Source organism: Bradyrhizobium sp. WSM4874, assembly GCF_055811835.1.
The window spans coordinates 69,188-91,320 of record NZ_JBVVPR010000021.1; the positions used below are offsets into that span (position 1 = coordinate 69,188).

The following is a 22,133-nucleotide window of genomic DNA, read 5'->3' on the forward strand; positions in this document are numbered from 1 at the left end:
CGCGATTCTGCACTTGCCCTTGTACGCGAAGGGCTCACGAGCATGCCGCGAGTCGATGCACAACGCCAGAGGATCAACCTACGAAGGTCATGCCACAGCCAACTCGCCATCGCCCTGTCTCCAACCCGATGCGGCGGATGAGACGATGCGCCGCGATCGAGAGGCCGCTTGTCCATAGGTCAGTGCTCCGGCCTCTCTTCAAGTCGTGCTTATACGGACGCGCCTGGCCGTAGTGCCAGGGGCAGTGATCGGCAAAGTCAGCAAACACGTAAGACATCGTCGATAACGTATTCTAACCATTCGCGTGGGGCCGTCCTGGCCTCCGCCAATCTTCACATCCTGTTCGGCCGGTAGCCCGATCAAGATGTGCAAGTTCTCCGATAGCTGGTTACGGCCTGATTCACCTGATGATACATTCACGAGGCGTGATCGAGTCCCGCAGGTTCGAACACTGGCCCAACATTTTTTCGTTCGTTCGCTGCCGTATTCAAGACGGCACTGAGGCACGCGAAATCCATCCGATGCCGAGAGGCAGCTGCGCGCGTCAGAATCTCATCCGTCGTATCGACTGGGCCCAGCTGAAGTTTCCCCACTCCCAGACGTTGTTTATGTCGTATGCGACATTCGGTTTGAGTATAAGGTAAGGTCAATCAAGATGCTCTGGCTGTAGGCCTTGTTGATGACCGTGCCAGTGTTTACCTGGTTTGTAGCAAAAGTTAGCATCACCTTTTGTATTGGCGCCATTGCATTTAGCTGCTTGCCATAGAGTAGCAAAGCGCAAAGGGGGTTCGCATTTCCACTCACCAATTCGGAAACACCGCATGTTACTGGTGTGACAGTCAGCTCTCGATTGAGATCACCCCCGCTTCACGGCCGACCACATTGCCACTGCCTTGGGGCGCTTCGACTTCCAGCCTTTGGCCGATATCAATGCCGTAAGAGCTGACGCCCTTAATTTGGCCGTTAGGGCGCGCAATCGGACCGCCAAGCAGTTTGGAGTGGCGATCAGCACGGCGATCGGCTGGATGAAGCGGGTCGATGAGACCGGCAGCGTTGCTCGGGGCCAGATGGGTTGGAAAACCATTACCTTTCTGGCGGCCCTGCGCCATGACCGGATCGATGCGCCATGGTTCATCGAGGGACCAATCACGGCGTGAGCTTCCGGATCTATGTGGAGAAGGTTCTCCTGCCGACCCTTCGGCCCGGCGACATCGTCGTCCCGGACAATCTCGGCAGCCACAAAAGCAAAGCCGTGCGCCAGCTCATCCGCTTCGCCGGAGCAAAGCTCTTCTTCCTGCCAAAATACTCACCCGACCTGAACCCCATCGAACAAGTCTTTGCCAAACTCAAGCATCTGCTCCGCAAGGCAGCCGCACGAACCGTCGATGCGGTCTGCGCCGCCATCGGCGAACTCCTTTATGCATTTACACCCGAAGAATGCGCCAACTACCTCAAAAACTCAGGCCATCGAAGCTAGTCCCATCACGCTTTAACGGCGAGCCTCCCAGGAGGCTAGCGCCCAATGATCTGTGCCTCGATCATATCCGTTCTCAGCTCAACCCGCTATCCCGATCGCTCTTGAGGACCGTGCCGGAGCGCTCGTCTGAGCTCGCCGAACTGGTTGAACATGACGATGAGAGCGATTATTCCGGCGCCAAGCTCTGCGAGCGCTTGACTGGCTAACAGTCCGTTAAAACCCGCTACCAGCGGGAATAACAGTACGGCCGGTATGAAGAGATACCCCTGCCTGGCCAAGGACACAATTGCACTGAGGCGCGCTCTCCCAAATGACTGAAGCATTGCCGTCACGAAACTCTGCACCCCAAACAGTCCAAAGAAGAGATGGAACACGATGCAGGTCGAGACGGCAATTTCGGTGACGTACTCGTTATCGCTAAATAGGCTCACTAAAGGCCTCGCAAAAATCACAACGCCCGCAGAATACAGCACCGAGAATGCGATCGTCACGAAGAGCATGAACTTCGCAGCCCTCAATATATGAGCATAGTCGCGTGCGCCCCAACCGAAACCCAGGATAGCTTGAGCGCCAATACAGAACCCGGTGATAGGCAGTGCGCCGACCATCAAGATACGCACAGCTATTCCAACCGCGGCGATGGAATCGTCGCCGAACGGCGCAGCAGCTCCGTACAAGAGCATAACGGCAAGAGCAGATAAGATACTCGTCATTGTCGCCGGCGCGCCTACCAACGCGATCTGTCTGATGCGATCTGCTCGCAATGATATGTGAGATATCCTGACGAGAACCGTCCCGCCAAGCTTCGTAAAAAACGCGATATACAGTCCGACAGCAGAGATCTGAGACACCAGCGTTGCGAGGGCTGCGCCTCGCACGCCAAGGTCAAGTGAAAATATGAAGACGGGATCAAGCACAGCGTTCAGGATAAACGCGGTCATCATCACCCACATGCTAAATCGTGTATAGCCTTCGGCTCTTACAATGAACCCGCTGACGGTATTTAGTAGCATCGGGGTGTACCCCAACAAAACCGTTCCCGCGTAGTCGAGCGCCACGGGCATGATGGTTGGGGTTGCTCCGAGCGTTGCAAATATCCCTGGCAGATTTGGAAGCAGAGTGAGGGTGACTATGATACCGATCGGAGCGGCGAGCGCGAGTGCCGTGCTTGCGCCTCGACTCGCTTCTAGGTACTCACGAGCGCCCAGATGACGAGATATGAACGACGCTGCCCCAACACCGATTCCCTGTCCGGCTGCGGCGAGCAGGACCACGATCGGCAAGGTCATGCTAACAGCTGCGATCGCCTGGGCGCCTAGGGCGCCAACAATGATCGCGTTGACGACCTGCTGCAGCGCATGGATCGATAATCCAACAACAGACGGAATGGCGAGCCGCAGGATAAGACTCAAGAGATTCTGGTCCGATAGATCGACGTGCTGTTTTTTCTTTGGCATCACATTGCGCTTGCTGTCGAGGGCGAATTCTGTATTCGGTCCATTCACGGGCGAGTGAACTTTTCCAAATTCGACGATGGCGTACTCAGCGCAATCCTCTCTGGATCTGCTCTGGCACGCCGTGATCGGCTGGATAGGTTGACGTTTTCAAAGCTGATTTTTGCCTGGGCATACGCCTCCCGTCAGTTGTAGCGAATACTGACTGAGGTGTTCGAGGGTAGCCCCCAGGTTCTGCTAGTCATATTGTGCCGTTCCGCCCTTTGGTTGAGCATCGTGCCGGTTGCGTTCACTTCTCGGGATGATGATCGGCGGGGAAACGCGGCCAGACCCTAGAGCCTCAAGTTGGTTTTGGCATCTACCGGATCTTGTAGTAGACGCTCCATCATCTGCATGGCACAAGCAATGAACGTGCTCAGAACCACTGTGGTGGTTCGATGATGTCCTGCAATCTTTACACGACATCGGGTTCCTCAGCGCGATCGAGACGAACGGCAGGCTGCCGGCCCCGGCCAGCGTAGTGACTGGATTTGCGTCAGTAAATCGCGCCGCGCTGGCCGTCACTCGCGGACACGAACTGAAAATTCGTGTGGCCGCAACCGGCAGCCTGCCAGACCGGTTCGATGAGCGTGGCTTGAACAATTTCTGCTTCGATCGAAAGACCGCCCTGACGCCGTCGAGCGGCGGGCTATCTCGTACTGCCTGGCTCAGCCGAAATGGCGGCTCAGCGTGCAGTCCCACAAACACTCGGCATCACATGAAGATATCCCAAGCATTTAAGTTCGAGGCAGCGCACCGACTTCCAAACGTCCCGCAGACACATCGCTGTCATCGGGTGCATGGTCATTCCTATCGCGTCGAGGTCGTGCTGAACGGGGCCGTCGATCCGCACACCGGATTCGTAATGGATTTCTTCAACATGGAGGAAGCGTTTGGCCTTATAAAAAAGCTCGATCACCATTGCCTGAACGACGTCCCGGGACTGGAAAATCCGACGGCGGAAAATATCGCCATCTGGATCTGGGAGCACGCGAAACCGCGCCTCGCCCAACTCTCGAGCGTGAGGGTGTACGAGACGACGGATAGTTGGGCGGAATATGACGGGCCCGATCGCTGAATTCAGCGCTGATTTAGGAGTGTGTCGATGCGGCGCGCCTGTCGTTCTTCGGCTCAGAAGCGGACTTGCTCGATCTGCGATTCGGCTCTTCATCCGCCACGCCCGCGGCCAGATTTCCGCGCTCACAGAAGAGCCCTTGGATCCGACCGGAGCGCCCGGTTTGGCTATGCGGACACCCATCACGTGACCGCATTCGAAAAGCTTCCGGCCAAACGATTCGGAATCCCGCGTTGTGCTAACCGCGGAACGATCTGAGGGATTCGTCCTCAGGAGCGAATTCGATGCTGATTGTACCGGCGAGACGACCCGCCATTCCGGACGCTGCGGCTGGGCGACTTGGTGCTGCAGCAGGTCGGCGCTAGCCGCCAATGCGAGGAGCACGGGTTGATGCAAGATCGCGCAAGCCCGCATGTGCGCGAGCGTGCCATAGACATCGCCGTCAATACCCCCCGCTCGACACTTCGAGGGGCGAAGCCTCAATTGAAGCTGGCGAGGTGCCGGACTCGAGCGTCCGCGCTGACTGGTCACGGATGCATCCCTTGGCCGACTGGTTATTTCCACCCAACCAATAGCTGCGGACGTAAACCGGGCGAACAGCTGTCCACAGGAACCGATGCCTCGCCCCGCCGCATCCGATAGAGTGCAGTCAGGCCCGCACCGACCGCGGGTTCATCCCGGGAGCCTCCGATCCCCAAACCTTAGCCGAAATGGCGGCCGCGCTCGAGTAATCGCCGGACTATCGCGTCTTGGCCGGCTCGTTTCGCGCCCAAAATTGGCGGGGATTGAATTTCTTGGCAACTATCTAAGCCTGCAGCAAATCAGCGGTCTCTTTTCAGACAGCAATTGCAGCGCGGTCAGGAAGTGAATAATTCTCCACCAAGAACCAATTGAAAAATGGGTACGCCACCCATTCGGGGAACATGGATTCTGTCCCTGTCCCGGGCGACATCAATCCTGCGAGTTATGCTGCCGTGATGTCCGGCAAATCACGTGGCGGTGGCCTGCTCGGTCAGGTAACAACAGCATCCGCCTGTCGGAGCAGAAACGGATCCGCGACGCGCTCTTCGCCGAACACATGATTCCCCCCAAGCTTCGCACCACCGGCTTGAAGCTCCGGACGCGCAAGGGACCGTGAAACCCTCCCAGGCATCCGTCGCTCACCACATCTGCACAATGAAGCGGCCGTATTTGGTCGCGATGTAGTCCTTCACCTCGGGCAAGCAGTAGATCGAGACGAAGCGCAGCAGCCGCGGATCATCCTTCCTGTCCGCCGCCATGAACTGCAGGCACCCAGTGCGATCAAGTTACCGCGGTCGGCGAGCAGCGCCGCTACGCTAACGGCGCGATCGAGCAAACCCGAGTTGATCGTTAGGATCATCGCTTGGCCAGGTGGGCATCGGATGCTCGGATGAAGGCGAGCTCGGCGGCGTTCTGGACGTGATCGGAACTCGCGTCGGCGCGGTGATCCGACGCGATCGCGACATAGAGCGCCGGCAGCACGAAAAGCGTGAACAGCGTGCCGATGGACATGCCCGCGACGACCACGAGCCCGATCGAGAAGCGGCTCGCGGCGCCAGCACCAGTTGCGGTCAACAAAGGTAAGAGGCCCGTGACCATCGCCGCGGTGGTCATCAAGATTGGGCGGAGGCGGACGCGCGCCGCCATCTCGATGGCCGAGCGGGAATCGAGTCTCTCCTTGAGCTGCAGCTGATTGGCGAACTGGACCATCAGAATACCGTGCTTGGATATCAGCCCAGCCAATGTCAACAGTCCGATTTGGGTGTAGATGTTCATCGTCGCCAAGCCAAAGAATAGCGGGATTAAGGCGCCGGCGATTGCCATGGGAACGCTGAACATGATGATGAGGGGATCGCGCAGACTTTCGAACTGCGCCGCAAGCACCAAGAAAATGACGATGAGTGCAAACGCAAAGGTGATGACTAGTTTGTTACCCTCCTGCACATATTGACGGGCGTCCCCGAGGAAGTCGTGACTGAACTCTGCGGGCAGTTTCATTGCCTCGACGTCGAGGAAGTCCACAGCCTGACCGATCGTGACGCCGGGCATCGGTACGGCTTGGAAGGTCGCGGAGTTGAGCTGGTTGTAGTGGGTGAGTGCGTTCGGATTGGTCGCAGTCTCGATGGAGACCACGGTCGATAGCGGCAGCATCGAGCCCGCCGCTGTCTTGACATAATAGCTCCCAAGTGATTCCGGCGTCAGGCGTTTCTCGCGCGGCACCTGCGGGATCACTTCGTAGGAGCGGCCCTGCAGGTTGAAGCGATTGACGTAGTTTCCGCCAAGGAGGGTCGCGAGCGCGCTACCGACGTTCTGCATGGTGATGCCAAGGTCGCTCGCCTTGGATCGATCGACCTTGATTCGCACCCCCGGCTGGTTGAACTCAAGGTCAGAGTCGCTGACCATGAACAGACCGCTCTTGCGCGCGGCATCCTTCAGCTCCGACATCTGCTCGTAGATGTACTGGAAACCGAGCGTCGACTTGATCACCATCTGCACTGGTAAGCCGCCCGAACCGCCCGGAAGCGGCGGCAAGCTAAAGGCAAATGCGTTGATGCCTTCCAGTTTGGACAGCTCGGCCTGGACCAGCGATTTCAGCGCGATCGATGAGCGCTTGCGCTCGGCCCAAGGCTTAAGCAACATCCCGGCCATGCCGCCCTGCGGACCGCTGATGCCGTTGAGCACGAAGCGAAAATCCGTCTCGGGAAACTTCTGGAGTGCCTTGTCGAGCTTGGCGCCGTAATAATCCAGGTAATCAATATTGGCGTATTTCGGCGCTTTTGTCAGTGCGAATACGATGCCCTGATCCTCCTCGGGTGCGAGTTCCTTGGAAGTGTGCATATACAGAAAGGCGACGAGGCCCAGCATGGTCAGCGCAAACAGCCCGGTAATCGGGCGATAGTCGAGCGAGCGGTCGAGCTTGCGGCCGTACCAGCGCGTCATGGCGCTGAACACACGATTCACAAACTTTGCAAACCGCCCCTCTTCAGCGCTCTTCAGGAAGACCGCGCACATCATGGGCGACAGCGTCAACGCGATCACGCCCGACACGATCACCGAACCCGCCAGTGTAAACGCGAATTCGCGGAACAGCGCGCCGGTGAGGCCGCCGAGAAAGCCGATGGGCGCGTACACGGCGGCCAACGTAATCGTCATGGAGAGGACGGGGCCGACGATCTCGCCCGCGCCGTTCGTAGCGGCCTGCGCGGGCGACGCACCTTCTTCCATATGGCGATGAACGTTCTCCACCACGACAATTGCGTCATCAACCACAAGGCCGATCGCAAGCACCATCGCAAGGAGGGTCAGCAGATTGAATGAGAACCCCAGCGCCAGCATCATACTGCAGACGCCAATAATGGACAGCGGAATGGTGACGACCGGAATGATGACAGACCGTAAGGAGGCCAGGAACAGGAAGATCACCAACACCACGATCGCGACCGCCTCAAGGAGCGTCTTCTCCACCTCGTCTATCGATGATTGGATGAACTTGGTGGAGTCGTAGGCCACTTCCATCTTCAGCGATGGCGGCAGGCTGCGCTTCATTTCTGGAAGCAGTGCCCGAACGCCTCGCGCTATGTTCAGTGGATTACCTTCTGGGCTCGCCTGCACGGCGACGAAGATAGCGTGTTCGCCGTTCATCGCGACGCTGGCGTTTGTGCTCTGCGCCGCAAGCTCGACTGTCGCGATGTCCTCCATGCGCACAAAGCCGCCGTCATTGGCTTTGACGATCATGCGCTTGAATTCATCAACACTCCGCAGATCAGTGTTTACCGTGACGTCGGAGAGAGTGAAATAGCCCTTAGTCTGGCCGGCCGCAGCCTGGAAGTTGTTGGCCGCGATTGCAGCCGAAACATCAGCTGGCGACACGCCGTGGCCCGCCATTCTCGCCGGATCGAGCCATAACCGCATCGCAAAACTCTGGCCGCCGAGGATGTCTGCCGCTGCGACGCCGTCTACAGTTGACATAATCGGTTGCACCACGCGCGAGAGATAGTCGGAGATCGCGCTGGCCGTCAGTTCTTCGCTGGAGAAGGCGATATACATGACAGCTGTGGTCTGACCGGCAGATTTGGTGACGACCGGATCGTTCGATTCCTTAGGGATTAAATATTTGACCGAGTTGACCTTGGAGAGCACTTCAGTGAGCGCCTCGTTGGGCTCGAAATTGAGCTTGATATAGACCTGGATCGTCGAGGCACCGAGCACCGAGGAGGACGTAATGTAATCAACGCCTTCGGCCGAAGCGAGCGCTTGCTCAAGGGGCGTGGTGATGAACCCCTGGATCATGTCGGCGGAGGCGCCAGGATAAGAGGTTGTGATATTGACGACCGTGTTGGTCAGCTTAGGATACTGCCGGATTCGCAAAACGGTGGCCGCACCAATGCCGGTCAGCAGGATCAGGAGACTGACGACGATAGACAATATCGGACGTTTGATGAAGAGCTCGGTAAATGCCATCGCGATGCTCGCATTCAAGAGACTGACGGAAATTCGCCAGTAAGCCAGGCTACAGCAACAGTCATCAACGCGGCGACTGTGGCTAGGGGCACCTTCTCAGGGTAGAGTCCCATGTTTCTCTTAAGCTAGCAACCGCCCCGGGGGGGCCGGCTCGAACCAGTAGAGCTGAGCCTCTGGGCAAAGCCGCAGACAATGTAAAGAGTCAGCTCCGTCGTAGCAGCCGATGTCCAAGATCACTGGGTCTTGCTTCTGGAGGGAGCACACAATGTGCTGATGGACCTCCAACGCGGAAGTGGGCTGACGTATTTCCATTTAACCTCGTCCCACGCCTCAATGGCAGCAATGCCTTGCAGCACACTTATCAACTCAGCTTAGGATTTCGCGCCGCCCCACCCTTCGGACGGTCCAGCTTCGACGCTGAAACTACAGACAAGCCGACGGGCAGCTCAACTCTACAGAGGTAAGCGGGGGATATAGAACGGGTTGCATAACCTATACCAACGTTTGTCGACGAGCGACGCCCGCATGAGCCGCGCGAGACTTGTGATGTTGCTCGAGAGCACAGGCGTTTCCCTTCGGTCTTGTGCTTCACGATGAACCGGCCATCTCGGGTCCGCCCGCAAAGTAAGTGAACCCCAGGAAGGCGAAGGTCTCGGCCACCGCTCGCTGCGCGGCTGACGCGGGAGGCCGCGAACCGCGCCAAACTCGATCAACCGGGTTTTGTCCGCATGGAGCGCCGGCCAGTCGCGCATTGAGGGCCAAGAGCATTTCCTGGGCATCTGCCTTGCTCTCGAAGCCGATGACGAAGTCGTGCGCAAAGCGCACGGTCACAACGCGACCGCGTGCATGGCGACCGCTCCAGTGGTCGACCCAGCGATCGAGGAGGTAATGCAGGAAGATGTTAGAAAGGAGCGGACTGATCCTGCCCTTTGCGGCGTGTGTCTTGCTTCTCGCCGCTCTCACGAACGCCAGCTCGCAGCCGCATCTCGATGAGCTGCAGGATACGAGGATCGGCAATCCTGTGCGCCACCATCCGCAGCAGCCACTCGTGGTCGACCGAATCGAAGACACTGGATATGTCATGAAAGCCGGATCGAGGGCATCAAGCTCCATCTGAGGATCCCGCCCCGGCCGGAAGCCGTAGGAGAACCCGAGGAATTCGAGCTCATAGGCGGCGCTCAACACCTCGGCCACCGCGCTTTGGACGATCTTGTCCTCTAGCGGCCGGCACACCGAGAGGCCGCCTACCCCCGTCGGGTTGGGGATGTAGACGCGCCGCACCGGCTGTAGCCGGTAGGGACAGTGTGGACCCGTGCGCAGAGATCGCGGATTGGTCCGTGAGCCCCTCTTCGTACTTTGCCTCCCTTATCCCATCGACCTCCGCGCCGGCCTGCGGGCTTTTGTCGTCGAAACGCCCGAAGCAGAGCGTCTTTCTCGATGTGGTGCAGCAAGGCTGTGAACCGGTTTGGACATATGGTCGGCATGTTCCCCAACGAGGAGGCCATGGTTCGCCTCATTGGAGCGGTCCTGCTCGAACAGAACGACAATGGGCCGTCCAGCGCGCCCGTTACATGACGCTAGAAACCATCGCGCCTTTGAGCGATGATTCGAGCGTCAGCCTTCCGGCCGCCAGCTGACCGGCCCGGCCCTCTTGCCGGCGAACCGGTTGCCCGAGCGCCAGTTACAGCATGCTGAGGAACACGAGTATTTCTGACAGTGCTTTTCGCGCCCTACTGCGGAGCTCACGAAGACGCGATTGCTGGCTCTTGGAGCCTCGACGCAAGATCAGTCAAGCGGAATAAGAAAAGACCCAATCATCGAAGGGTCCTTGGGGTCGGACCACCGCGTCTGGGCTGAACGTTACAGTTCGCCGGGGCTCTGCGGCAGCCACTACAATATGTGGGGAACCGAGGACGGCTCCTACGCACCGGGCACCCGCACCCGCACCCGCACCCGATAACAAACTTACGCCGCCGCCAGTATTTTTACTCCGCTTTGCTTAGCATTTCTGCTCTGGACTACGCGCCTCATCGCCAGGAATGCCCTCACGCACGCTGCGGCACTTGACGAATTTCATTTTCATTCGACGCTGCCGAAGCCAGCATGAGGGACGCGTTGCGAGTAATCGCTGCGGCTTGGCCGTAGCGCAGCGCGGAAATTTACGCTAGCTTCCGCTCGCGAGTTTGCAAATGCCTACCCGCATCCGATCTTTCCGAAGACAACGAGCGACCATTCGACCGCTTGCCCCCTCCCATCCTCAGAGCTGGGATAATCCGGACAATGAGGAAATCTGGTTTGAGTTGGCGCGCTCCATCGGCCGTCAGATCGCACGGGATGAAAATCATGGCTCGGGGCAGCCGATAGAGGACCGGCATGACGACACCGTCATCGAAGAAAACGGCCGTAATATACGCGCGCTATTCGAGCGACATGCAAAAGGCGAGCTCGATTGACGGTCAGCTGTTACTCTGCCGCAAGGTCGCATTGCGCAACAACCTCGATGTCGTCGGCGAGTTTGTGGATGCCGCAAAATCTGGTCTTACCGAAGGTGCGCGGGACGGCTATCAGCGCTTGCTCAACGGTGTGCGAAGCCGGCAGTTTGACGTAGTCGTCGTTGAGCATTTCGACCGCTTGTCGCGCGATCCCGCAACCATCCAGCGTCTCAAGCAGGTTTTCGAGTTCAACGGCGTTGAGCTGATGGATCAGAAAGGAGTCTACGCGACCGCCACTGACATTAGCATCGCAAGTCTGTACAACACGATTTACAAGCCGCAGCTCGCCGAAAAGGTTCGGCGCGGCCATGACAACGCTGTTGCGAACGGAAGAATTCCGGGCTCATACGCCTATGGTTATCGGCCAAGGCCGGGCGCGCCCGGCGAGCGCGTAATCGATGAGAACGAAGCAAAGATTGTGCTCCGCATCTTCAAAGAATATGCAGCGGGCCGCTCGACCCGAACTATCGCCGCTGACCTCACCCGCGAAGGCGTGCCCTCACCAGGGGCAACTCGTCACAAGAACAAGGCGGGTCGCACCACCTGGAACCATCAGTGCATCACAGGCGGTCGGCATGGTCGCGGCATTATCGGCAACGAACTCTACATCGGCGAGATACATTGGAACGTTCGCTCGACAATTCTTAACCCAGAGACGCAGAAGAAACAGAAGCGCCGCAATCCAGCTGAACGCCACATTATCGTCAAAAAGCCAGAGCTGCGGATCGTTCCGCAAGGGCTCTGGGATCTAGCGCAGAAGGTTCGTAGGGTGCGCGCGGTGTCTATGTTCGGACCGACTGGCCAGCCGCGGCGTCGCGCCGTGAGTCCGCGCAACAATGAGCACCCGCTTGCCGGTGTGCTCCGGTGTGGCGTCTGCATTGGCCATATGCGAATCGCTCAATCCTCGCGTAACGGTGCGCCGCGCGCGGCATGCGCGAGCGCGCATCAGCGGGGCACCTGCGAGCACACCCGTAGCTTTGATATGGACGTTCTGCTCGAGGATGCCTCCGAAAAAATCCAGGTGAAATTGCTTTCGCCGAAAGCCATTGAAGAGGCGATGCGTTCTTGGAAGGAGGAGCGCAAAAACGATCGGAACAATGGCAGCGAACACAATAAGCTAGAGCGTCGACGCCGCGTATTGACTACCGAGATCGAACGCCTCTCTTATGCCATCGCAAATAGCCGCCGCAAGCCGGACGAATTGCTCAAGCGGATCGATGAGTGCGACCTGGAGCGGGAAAGCGTTGAAGAGCGCTTGCGGCTGCTGGGCGGTGGCGGCGAAAATATAGTTGGCTTCGATCGCCCGAAATTCAGTGACCGATACTCCTCGGAGGTTAGAAGGCTTATCACCGCGCTCAAAACCAATCCGAAGGCGATCGAAACTCGCATTGCCTTCCGCAACTTGATTGAATGCATAGTAGTGCATCCGGTTCGCAAGCGGATGCCCTACGAATATACGCCCTACCTGAATAGCTCCGCGCTTTACGGAAGGAACCTTTTTCCCGAAAACCGCAGCAAGGAGCGAGAGATCAGCACGTTTGCATACTACGACAATGGCAAGTCAGGGAAATCCGTGTCCTCGTAGTAGACGCGGACCTGCATATGGTGGCGGCCGTCGCGGATCTCGCCGTCGAGATGAGCTGTCACGTCGCTAGCCTCTTCGCATTGCGGTCACCAACCCGTTTTGCGCAAAAACGGCCGGCTGCGCAAGCGTGGCTAGACGACCAACGGCCCCCGCCCCAGCGTCACTTCGACGATCTCAGGCGGCACGCCGACGCGGAGCGGCATGATGCTGCAACCGAGGCCGCCGGAGATGATGACGTCGCATTTCAGCCGGACATGACCATAGGCGAGCCGGAGGCCGTGCTGCGGCGGAACCGCCGGCGACCAGCCGAGCAGACGGACCTGACCGCCATGGGTGTGCCCGGACAGTTGCAACGCGACGCGGGCAGGCACGCGCGGCGCGATATTGGGCTCATGCGCGAGCAGGATGATCGGCGCATCGTCGGTGACCTTGGCAAGCGTCGCGTCGAGATCGTCGGCGCCGAAGCGCCCCGTGCTCCGGAAGCGTCGCGCCGGCAGAAAGGCAAGCTGATCGCCGAGGCCGGCGAGCCAGAACGCGCGGCCGTCCTTGGTGAGCCGCACGACGTCGTTCTCGTAGACGGGAATGCCGGCCGCCTCCAGCGCGCGATGCGCGACCGTCGCCCCGTGCCCCACCTGCTGCACGGTCCTGTCGTCCCAATAATCGTGATTGCCCATGACGGCATGGACGCCGAGCGGCGCTTTCAGGCCGGCCAGCACCTTGGCCCATTCGCTCGCCGGAATGACACGCGTGACCTGGTGCAGGCCGGCGACATAGTCGCCGAGCAGCACGATGATATCCGCGTTCAGCGCGTTGGTGCGATCGACGATTGCCTCGATCCGCTCCAGCGACATCCAGGGATCGCAGGCATGGATGTCGGCGATCACGGCGATCTTCAGCGGGAAATCCGCCGGCCATTGCCGCGGGGTTGGATGATAGCGGGTGACCCGAAGCCGAAGCATCGGCTCGACGCCGACGCCATAGGCCGCGGTCGAGACGCCAAGGGCGGACAGGCCGCCGATGGAACGGAAGAAATGACGGCGCGTGATCATGGCAGCCCGATCGTGATGCGGCTTGTTGATGCGACCCTATTGGAGCGGAAATGGGGTGCGTTTGTGCAGACCCTCTGCACGAGATGACTGGAAATTCATGACGGCCCGAGCAGTCTGCACTTGCGCAGATCAGTCGTCGCTCTCGTCGGTGCCGAACAGGCCGAACTGCGCCGCCGCATCGCGCGAGGGCTCGCTGATGCCGAGGTGGCGGAAGGCGTGCGAGGTGAGCAGGCGGCCGCGCGGGGTGCGCTGCAGATAGCCGCACTGGATCAGATAGGGCTCGATGATGTCCTCAATCGCATCGCGCGGCTCGGACAACGCGGCGGCCATCGTCTCGACGCCGACCGGGCCGCCGCCATAGTTCTGCGCGATGGTCGTGAGATAGCGGCGGTCCATGGCATCGAGGCCGGCGGCGTCGACCTCGAGCGCACTCAGCGCGTGGTCGGCAATCTTGCGATCAATCCTGTCGGCATCAGCCGCCGAGGCGAAATCGCGCACGCGGCGCAACAGCCGGCCGGCGATACGCGGCGTGCCACGGGCGCGGCGCGCGATCTCGTTGGCGCCATCCGCGCTCATGCCGACGTTGAGCACGCGGGCGCCCCGGGTGACGATACTCTCAAGCTCTTCGATCGTGTAGAAATTCAACCGGATCGGAATGCCGAAGCGGTCGCGCAAGGGATTGGTGAGCAGGCCGGCGCGGGTGGTGGCGCCGACAAGGGTGAATTTCGATAGCTCGATCTTCACCGAGCGCGCCGCCGGGCCCTCGCCGATGATGAGGTCGAGCTGGAAATCCTCCATCGCGGGATAGAGCACTTCTTCCACCGCCGGGCTCAGGCGATGGATCTCGTCAATGAACAGCACATCGCGCTCTTCGAGATTGGTGAGCAGCGCCGCGAGATCGCCGGCCTTGGCGATCACCGGGCCCGACGTGGCACGAAAGCCGACGCCGAGCTCCTTGGCCACGATCTGTGCCAGCGTGGTCTTGCCGAGACCGGGGGGACCGACGAACAGCACGTGATCCAGCGCCTCGCCGCGCTTGCGCGCCGCCTCGATGAAGATGGACAGATTCTTGCGCGCCTGCTGCTGGCCGACGAAGTCGGACAGCGATTGCGGGCGCAGCGCAGTGTCGCCGACATCATCGCTGCGGCGCTCGGGGGTGACCATGCGGGGAGGCGTGCTCATGCGGGCAGGATAACACGATGCAGCGGTTTCGCGAGCCACCAGCACAGGCTGGCCGGGATGACAGCGACGATGGCGAGCATGGCGGAAAGCTTCAGCGCCTCAGGCACGGAACGGACACTCGGCAAGATCACCGCCGAAGTTTCGGCAGGAACAACGAACATGCCAAACCCGACGAAGCCGGCGGCGGCCACGGCTGCGGCGAGCCACGCCATCCAGATCATGTTGAGGTCGGCGTAGACCGCAGCCAGTGCGAAGATCAAGCCGGCGGCGACTGCAGGAAGGAACGAGGCGAGAATCGTGGCGATGGCCAGCAGCACGACCGCGACCGAAACCAGGGTGCGCAGTGCCTCCAGTTCGAGGAGCGCAAGAAACATCTGCAGCACCGCGGCACCGAGCGTCGTCACCATCACCGAGACCAGCGCGGCGACCGTCAGCGGCCCCACAACGGAGAAGATCACGACGATGCCGGCCACGCGCCAAAGGCGACGAAAAACAAAGGCGGCGGGATGGGCGCGGGCCGCACTCACTTCGACAGCTCCTTCAGGCCCAGCCGGATGAGCTGCGCGGTCCCGGCGCTCTCGCCCGCGCTACGCGAGGCCGATGCGATCGCGGCGGCAGCTTGCGGCTGGCCGTAGCCGAGATTGACCAGCGCGGAGATCGCGTCCGCCACGGGCCGCGGCGCGCGCTGATCGTCGACGGCGCCGGCGAGATGCACGACCGCCGGATCGACATTGGCGAATGCCGGCGCCTTGTCCTTCAGTTCGGTGACGATGCGCTCGGCGACCTTGGGGCCGACACCGGGCGTGCGCGCCACCGCAGCCTTGTCGCGCAACGCGATCGCGTTGGCGAGGTCGGACGGCTGCAGCGTGCCGAGCACGGCGAGCGCGACCTTGGCGCCGACGCCCTGCACGGTCTGGAGCAGGCGAAACCATTCGCGCTCCTGGTCGCTGCGGAAGCCGAACAGCTTGATCTGGTCCTCGCGAACATAGGTCTCGATCGACAGCACGGCGGCCTCGCCCGGCGAGGGCAGATGCTGCAGCGTGCGCGTCGAGCAGTGCACCTGATAACCGACACCGCCGACGTCGAGGATGACGAAATCCTCGCCGTAGGAATCGATCAGGCCCTTGAGCTTGCCGATCATAACCCAGCCACCTTCAGCCGCAGCGCGGTGCTCTGGCGATGATGGGCGTGGGTGATGGCGATAGCGAGCGCGTCGGCGGCGTCCGCGGACGGCGGATCGGCTTTCGGCAGCAAAATCTTGAGCATCATCGCGATCTGCTGCTTGTCGGCGTGGCCGGCGCCGACCACCGTCTTTTTCACCTGGTTCGGCGCGTATTCGGCAACACTGATGCCGAACATCGCGGGCGCGAGCATGGCGACGCCGCGGGCCTGGCCGAGCTTCAGCGTCGCGACGCCGTCCTTGTTGACGAAAGTCTGCTCGACCGCGGCTTCCATCGGCTTGTGACCGGACAGGACGGCGGCGAGCCCCTCATGGATCGCGAGCAGCCGGCTCGCCAGCGGCAAATCGTCCGGCGGCTCCACCGAGCCGCAAGCGACGTAGATCAGGCGGTTGCCCTCGGCCTCGATCACGCCCCAACCGGTGCGGCGCAGGCCAGGGTCGATGCCGATGATGCGAACGGGGCCACGAATCGGGAGCGTCGTCATGGGCCAGTGATAGCGGCTGGCTGCCGTGGGGGAAACAGAAACAGAACGGAAGTAACAGGGGAAGTGGCCCCTACCCGCCCATCTTCGCCAGCAGCGCGTCCGACACCTCGAAATTGGCGTAGACGTGCTGGACGTCGTCGTGCTCGTTGAGCAGGTCCATCAGCTTCAACAGCTTCTCGCCGGTCTCGTCGTCGACCGCGACGGTGTTCTGCGGCTTCCAGATCAGCGCGGCCTTACGCGGCTCGCCGAACTTGGCCTCCAGCGCCTTGGCGACGTCGCGATAGCCTTCGGTCGAGGCGTAGATCTCATGGCCGCCTTCGCTCGAGATCACGTCGTCGGCGCCGGCCTCGATCGCGGCATCCAGAACCGCATCGTCGGAGGCGACGCTGCGGTCGTATTCGACGATGCCGGTTCGGTCGAACATGAAGGAGACCGAGCCGGTTTCGCCGAGATTGCCGCCGGACTTGGTGAAGAAGGAGCGGATGTCGGAAGCCGCGCGGTTGCGATTGTCGGTCAGCGCCTCGACGATGACGGCAACGCCGCCGGGGCCGTAACCCTCGTAGCGGATCTCGTCATAATTCTCGCCGTCGCTGCCGAGCGCCTTCTTGACGGCGCGCTCGATATTGTCCTTCGGCATGTTCTCCTGGCGCGCCGCGATGATGGCCGCACGCAGGCGCGGGTTCATGTTGGGGTCGGGCGTCCCCAGCTTGGCCGCGACGGTGATTTCCCGCGCCAGCTTGCCGAACAGTTTCGACTTCTGGGCATCCTGCCGCCCCTTGCGGTGCATGATGTTCTTGAATTGGGAATGTCCGGCCATGCGTGATCTTCTCTAGGGACTCGTGCGCCAAGGTGAGCGTGGGAAGCGCGGCCTTATAGGCCGCCCCCCCACTGGAAAGAAAGAGGCTCTACGACTTTAAGGTAACACCGTACTGGACCGTGCCTAGATGTCAGGCATCGTTAACCCTGATTTCATTCCAGCCTGCGAAAATAGCGTCCGACCGTCCCCCGACAAGAGAGACCTGATGGCATTCGGACTATTTCGGAAGCGTCTGCCGGACATGGCTTCAACTGCGGCTGCCCCGCAGGCTGCGCAGCCCGTGGCCAATTCCGAGCCTGCGGCGACCGTCGAAAGCGATTCGGCCAAGGAAATCCTGGAACTGCTGGAACTCGAGCTGGGCGCCATGATTCGCCAGCTCGAGCGCGCCGCCAATTCGGTGGCCGGCGGCGCCGAGGCGACCGCCACGACGCTGGCCGCCATTCGCGACCGCACCGACGCCCTGACCGGCCGGACCAACGCCGCGCAATCGAACGCCTCCACCTTCGCCCATGCCGCCGACAAATTCACCCAGTCGGCGCTGGGCATCGGGGCGCAGGTTCGCGAGGCCGGCAAGCTCGCCGACGAGGCCAGCGCCGCGGCGCAGGAAGCCCGCGCCAATGTCGATCGCCTGCGCGAATCCTCGGCCGCCATCGGGAACGTCGTCAATCTGATCGCACAGATCGCGCGGCAGACGACGCTGCTCGCGCTCAACTCGACCATCGAGGCCGCGCGCGCGGGCGCTGCGGGAAGAGGCTTTGCGGTCGTCGCCACCGAGGTCAAGGCACTTGCGGTGCAGACCCAGGGCGCGACGGAGGAAATCACCAAGAAGATCGACGCGCTGCAGCGCGACGCTGCCGGCTCCGCGGACGCGGTGCACCGCATCTCGCAGGCGATCGAGGCCATCCGCCCGGTGTTCGAGACCGTCAACGGCGCGGTCGCCGAACAGAACGCCACCACCAGCGAAGTCTCCGGCAACGCGACAAGCGCGTCGGAGTTCATCATCTCGGTCGGCGAAAGCGCAGCCGAGATCGATGCTGCGACCAAGGCGGCCGAGAACCACGGCGAGAACGTCGCCAGCGCAGGCAAGGCCGTGACCGCCTTCGCACAGAAACTGAAATCGCGCTGCGCCGTGCTGCTCCGCCAGAGCGAGCACGACGACCGCCGCAAGACCGAGCGGCTGCCCTGCCATCTCAAGCTCGAAACCGCACGCGGAGTGCTGCCAGTCTACGAGATTTCGATGGACGGCGTGCTGATCGGCGGCGCCGACGCGGGCCGCCTTGCATCGCAAGCCATGATCGAAGGCACCCTCGAAGGCGTCGGGGCGTGCCGCCTGCGCGTGGTCGAGCAATCCAAGGCCGGCGCCCGCGCGCAATTCGTCAATCCCGATGCCGCGCTCAGCGAGAAGGTCGAGGACCGGCTCTGGTCGATCCACGAAGAAAACACCGAGTTCGTGACCCGCGCCATGGAAGCGGGCAACGCGCTGACCGCGATCTTCGAGCAGGCGGTTGCCCGCGGCGAGGTGAAGATCGATGACCTGTTCGACACCGATTATGCCGAAATCGCCGGAACCAATCCGCAGCAGTACCGCACCAGATATCTGGACTGGGCCGACCGCGCGCTGCCGGCGTTCCAGGAGGCCTTTCTGGCAAAGGACCCGCGCTTGGCGTTCTGCGCCATGGTCGATCGCAACGGCTTCCTGCCGGTGCACAACAGGATCTATTCGCATCCGCAGCGGCCGGGCGATGCCGCCTGGAACACGGCCAACAGCCGCAACCGGCGGATGTTCAACGATCCGGCGGGGTTGGCTGCCGCGCGCAACCTGCGCTCGTATCTGGTCCAGAGCTATGCACGCGACATGGGCAACGGAAATACGGTGATGATGCGCGAGATCGACGTTCCGATCCGCGTGCAAGGCCGGCACTGGGGCGGATTCAGGACGGCCTACAAGCTCTAGTGCGCGCTCAGGCAAGACGCCAACGCGCGAATCACCTCTTAAGACCGGAATTGGAATGGGAATGCCGCGGAGAGCCGGCGAACGGCTCTGACTGGAGGACTCTCAAGACATGTCCGTCGTACAACTTGCAGTACTGGACACCGGCTCCAACCGAACGCTTGCCGAACGGCTGATCGATCAGCTCGCCGACCGCATCGGCGGCCTCGGCGTGGAACTCGCCGACATCGCCGGCAACGTCCAGGAAGTCGCAAACCGCGTCGCGAACCAGTCGGAACGGTTCCATCATCTCCAGGAAACCGCCGAGACGATGGTGTCGGCCAATCACGACATCGCCAATGCGTCACAGGCGGTGCAAACGACCACGTCAGCAGCGGTCGGCGAGATCGCGCAGTCGCGCGGCGCCGTCGACGCCGCGGTGAGCCACATTTCCGAGCTCGTCGCGGCGGTGGAGCGGATCGAGGCGCGACTGAGCGCCGTCGGCTCCGCGCTGGCACAAGTCGCCAAAGTGTCCGGCTCGATCGAGGCTATCGCGAAGCAGACCAATCTGCTCGCGCTCAACGCCACCATCGAGGCGGCACGCGCCGGCAATGCCGGCCGCGGCTTTGCGGTGGTCGCAAGCGAGGTCAAGAACCTCGCGGAAGCCACCCGCCAAGCCACACACCAGATCTCCGACACCGTGCGCGATCTCGACGGCCAGATCGAAGGCCTGATCGGCGAGAGCAGCGATGCCTCGCAGCGCGCGAAGACCGCCGGCGAAGGCGCCCAGCGGATCTCCGGCATCATCTCGCGGGTCCAGCAGGGCTTCGCCTCCGTGGAAGCGGAGATCGGCAGCGTCACGCGCGCGGCGACCTCCAATCTCGGACATTGCGACACCGTCATCAGCGAGCTCAACGAACTCGCCAAGGGCGTCGACCTCTCGTCGCGCGATCTCAAGAACGCCGATCAGCGCGTGACCAAACTGCTCGACACGTCTGAAGGCCTGATCGCGCTGATCGCCGACAGCGGCGTCGAGACATCCGATGCGCCGCTGATCCGCCTTGTCGTCGAGACCGCCAAGCGGATCTCCGACGAGTTCGAAGCCGCCATCGGCCGCGGCGAGATCACGCTCGACCAGTTCATGGATGAGAACTATCGGGAAATCCCCGGCACCGATCCCAAGCAATACAACACTGACTATGTCGAGTTCACCGACCGCGTGCTGCCCGCGATCCAGGATCCGATTCAGAAATCCGATCCCCGCATCGTGTTCTGCGTCGCCTGGGCCAAGGGCGGCTATCTGCCGACCCACAACCCGAACTACCGCCTGCCGCAGGGCAAGGACCCGGTCTGGAATAACGCCAATTGCCGCAACCGGCGCCTGTTCACAGATCGCGCGGTGCAGAAGGTCGCGGCCAATACCAAGCCGTTCCTGCTCCAGACCTATCGCCGCGACATGGGCGGCGGTCAGTTCGTGCTGATGAAGGATCTGTCTTCGCCGATCATGATCCGCGGCAAGCACTGGGGCGCCTTCCGGATGGGCTTTCGACAAAACTGACGGTCGCCGCGACGCGCTTACGGCGGCGACGAATGGCCTCCCTGAATCAAAAACCTCGAAAACAACCCCATGCACAGTAGCCGGGGTGAGCAGAATCAATAGGTTAAGCGCCTGATGAATCCGCCGGTTCAGGCGCCTCGTGCGGCGTTGCGCCGTCGGGCAAAACAGGCGTAGAGTGCTATTATTCCGAAAGTCACACGCGCTCCTTGCAGAGGATCATGAGGGGTGAAACTATTTGCGTTCATCCAATCCGTGCAGAGGGCGAAGAACAGCATGCGCTATTTCCCCGGCAAGGACCTCGAAGAAAGCCACCGCAGCACACTTGACGAGCATCCGCACGCAACGGGCGCCGTGCAGCAGCAGATAAAACGCTCACGCGCACAGATGGCTGCATCTCAAGAACTTCTGCATCGACCAGCAGTCGGCGGCACCGGACCTGCTGCGATGCCCACGGCCGCAGCTTGCCTGGAATTTGCCGCTGCGTTCAGATGCAAGGCCGCCAAACCCGGCACACCCGAGCGAACAGTGAACATCCTGAAGAATATATCCCGCAGTTTTACCGGCCTCGCGAGCCAGCTCGCGATACTGGAGGCTGCGGATAGGGCAGACCGCAGCGCCTCTATTTAGGGCACGCTGTTACCTATTTTGATAAAATCTTTTTCCGGTACGCCGCGTATTAAGGAGAATGGACGATCCTGACGAACGCCCTGCGGGCAACGACGCGCCGGAGCGGAAACAATCACGTATAGAGCAGGCGCGGCAGCTACTTGCCGAACACATTGACGACCTGCGCGCCCTCGTTGAGAAGCTCCGGCGCAAGATGAATAAGATCGTTTTTCAGGCTGGATACGATAGGGGCTCGGCAGCTGTCTGGTGGCCCGGCGCTAGCGGCGCTGTAGGGCCTTCCGGGCCTCCGTTGAGGCGGCCCGGTCGCTGTGCTTTGCCGATGAACGGCCTACTTTTTCTGCTCTGTGGTCGTCGTGGCAGCCGGGGTGCCGTCGCGAGCGTCCCGTCGCTCGTCACGTCCTGTACGCCTCTCTTGGCGCCGCTCTGTGCGGCCGGTCCGGCGTTCCTGTCGCCGCTCGGTTCGACCGCTGCGCCGCTCCTGGCGGCGTTCTGTGCCCGACTTGGGCGCGTCCGCTGGCGGCGTGGTGGCCGTGGCGGTCGGCGCCGTGGTCTGAGCTTCCGCCGTTGACAGCGTCAAACTCACGGGCGAGGCCACTAACCCAAACACCGCTGCGTGCCCAAGGAAAGTGAGTGCGTTGCGACGACAGACCTGTTTCGGCTCCGAACGTTCATTCATGTTCAGGCTCCCGGTTGCTGCCCCC

At 61.3% G+C, this 22,133-nt stretch carries 14 protein-coding genes and 3 pseudogenes; 7 read left to right on the forward strand and 10 right to left on the reverse strand.

The window, feature by feature from the left end; all coding sequences use genetic code 11:
• Positions 1–1,073: 1,073 nt before the first annotated feature.
• A pseudogene (locus AC0L3P_RS21850) lies at positions 1,074–1,477 on the forward strand (IS630 family transposase); the annotation flags it as partial.
• Positions 1,478–1,563: 86 nt separating this feature from the next.
• Here the strand turns inward: AC0L3P_RS21850 and AC0L3P_RS21855 are convergent.
• Complete coding sequence (locus AC0L3P_RS21855; protein ID WP_473304914.1) at positions 1,564–2,982, reverse strand: MATE family efflux transporter; 1,419 nt, start codon at positions 2,980–2,982, stop codon at positions 1,564–1,566.
• Between the two features lie 706 nt (positions 2,983–3,688).
• On the opposite strand from AC0L3P_RS21855, the gene queD reads away from it, so the two are divergent.
• Entirely contained in the window at positions 3,689–4,048 is a 360-nt protein-coding gene (queD, locus tag AC0L3P_RS21860; RefSeq protein ID WP_473304992.1) for a 6-carboxytetrahydropterin synthase QueD, read from the forward strand.
• A 1,374-nt stretch (positions 4,049–5,422) separates the two neighbouring features.
• Here queD and AC0L3P_RS21865 read toward each other — a convergent pair.
• Both AC0L3P_RS21865 and AC0L3P_RS21870 read right to left on the reverse strand, forming a co-directional pair.
• On the reverse strand, positions 5,423–8,527 hold the full coding sequence (locus tag AC0L3P_RS21865; RefSeq protein WP_473304916.1) for an efflux RND transporter permease subunit: 3,105 nt from the start codon (positions 8,525–8,527) through the stop codon (positions 5,423–5,425).
• 588 nt (positions 8,528–9,115) lie between these two features.
• Positions 9,116–9,808, reverse strand: a complete 693-nt coding sequence (locus AC0L3P_RS21870; protein ID WP_473304920.1) for an RNA-dependent RNA polymerase family protein — start codon at positions 9,806–9,808, stop codon at positions 9,116–9,118.
• Positions 9,809–10,003: 195 nt separating this feature from the next.
• On the opposite strand from AC0L3P_RS21870, the pseudogene AC0L3P_RS21875 reads away from it, so the two are divergent.
• Both AC0L3P_RS21875 and AC0L3P_RS21880 read left to right on the forward strand, forming a co-directional pair.
• Positions 10,004–10,164, forward strand: a pseudogene (locus tag AC0L3P_RS21875) (IS256 family transposase); the annotation flags it as partial.
• A 736-nt stretch (positions 10,165–10,900) separates the two neighbouring features.
• On the forward strand, positions 10,901–12,604 hold the full coding sequence (locus AC0L3P_RS21880) for a recombinase family protein (protein WP_473304922.1): 1,704 nt from the start codon (positions 10,901–10,903) through the stop codon (positions 12,602–12,604).
• Here the strand turns inward: AC0L3P_RS21880 and AC0L3P_RS21885 are convergent.
• The 7 genes and pseudogenes from AC0L3P_RS21885 to AC0L3P_RS21915 form a co-directional block, all read right to left on the reverse strand.
• Positions 12,586–12,666, reverse strand: a pseudogene (locus AC0L3P_RS21885) (acyl-CoA thioester hydrolase); the annotation flags it as partial. The gene AC0L3P_RS21880 and the pseudogene AC0L3P_RS21885 overlap by 19 nt on opposite strands.
• A 69-nt stretch (positions 12,667–12,735) precedes the next feature.
• Entirely contained in the window at positions 12,736–13,653 is a 918-nt protein-coding gene (locus AC0L3P_RS21890) for a metallophosphoesterase (protein WP_473304925.1), read from the reverse strand.
• Between the two features lie 129 nt (positions 13,654–13,782).
• Positions 13,783–14,835 carry a Holliday junction branch migration DNA helicase RuvB gene (gene ruvB, locus AC0L3P_RS21895; RefSeq protein WP_354063120.1) on the reverse strand — a complete coding sequence of 351 codons (1,053 nt, stop codon included), beginning with the start codon at positions 14,833–14,835 and terminating at the stop codon, positions 13,783–13,785.
• Positions 14,832–15,362, reverse strand: a complete 531-nt coding sequence (locus tag AC0L3P_RS21900; protein WP_473304928.1) for a hypothetical protein — start codon at positions 15,360–15,362, stop codon at positions 14,832–14,834. Before AC0L3P_RS21900 ends, ruvB begins: the two co-directional genes overlap by 4 nt.
• Positions 15,359–15,976: a Holliday junction branch migration protein RuvA gene (ruvA, locus tag AC0L3P_RS21905; protein ID WP_473304932.1), complete on the reverse strand. Its 618-nt coding sequence runs from the start codon at positions 15,974–15,976 to the stop codon at positions 15,359–15,361. The genes AC0L3P_RS21900 and ruvA overlap by 4 nt, the downstream gene beginning before the upstream one ends.
• Positions 15,973–16,500, reverse strand: a complete 528-nt coding sequence (ruvC, locus tag AC0L3P_RS21910; RefSeq protein ID WP_007599969.1) for a crossover junction endodeoxyribonuclease RuvC — start codon at positions 16,498–16,500, stop codon at positions 15,973–15,975. Before ruvC ends, ruvA begins: the two co-directional genes overlap by 4 nt.
• A gap of 70 nt (positions 16,501–16,570) precedes the next feature.
• Positions 16,571–17,317: a YebC/PmpR family DNA-binding transcriptional regulator gene (locus tag AC0L3P_RS21915; RefSeq protein WP_275174278.1), complete on the reverse strand. Its 747-nt coding sequence runs from the start codon at positions 17,315–17,317 to the stop codon at positions 16,571–16,573.
• A 205-nt stretch (positions 17,318–17,522) separates the two neighbouring features.
• On the opposite strand from AC0L3P_RS21915, the gene AC0L3P_RS21920 reads away from it, so the two are divergent.
• The 3 genes from AC0L3P_RS21920 (at position 17,523) to AC0L3P_RS21930 (ending at position 21,432) form a co-directional block, all read left to right on the forward strand.
• Entirely contained in the window at positions 17,523–19,271 is a 1,749-nt protein-coding gene (locus tag AC0L3P_RS21920) for a methyl-accepting chemotaxis protein (RefSeq protein ID WP_473304938.1), read from the forward strand.
• Between the two features lie 109 nt (positions 19,272–19,380).
• Positions 19,381–20,805, forward strand: a complete 1,425-nt coding sequence (locus tag AC0L3P_RS21925) for a methyl-accepting chemotaxis protein (protein ID WP_275174280.1) — start codon at positions 19,381–19,383, stop codon at positions 20,803–20,805.
• 225 nt (positions 20,806–21,030) lie between these two features.
• Positions 21,031–21,432, forward strand: a complete 402-nt coding sequence (locus AC0L3P_RS21930; protein ID WP_473304940.1) for a hypothetical protein — start codon at positions 21,031–21,033, stop codon at positions 21,430–21,432.
• Positions 21,433–22,133 lie beyond the last annotated feature (701 nt).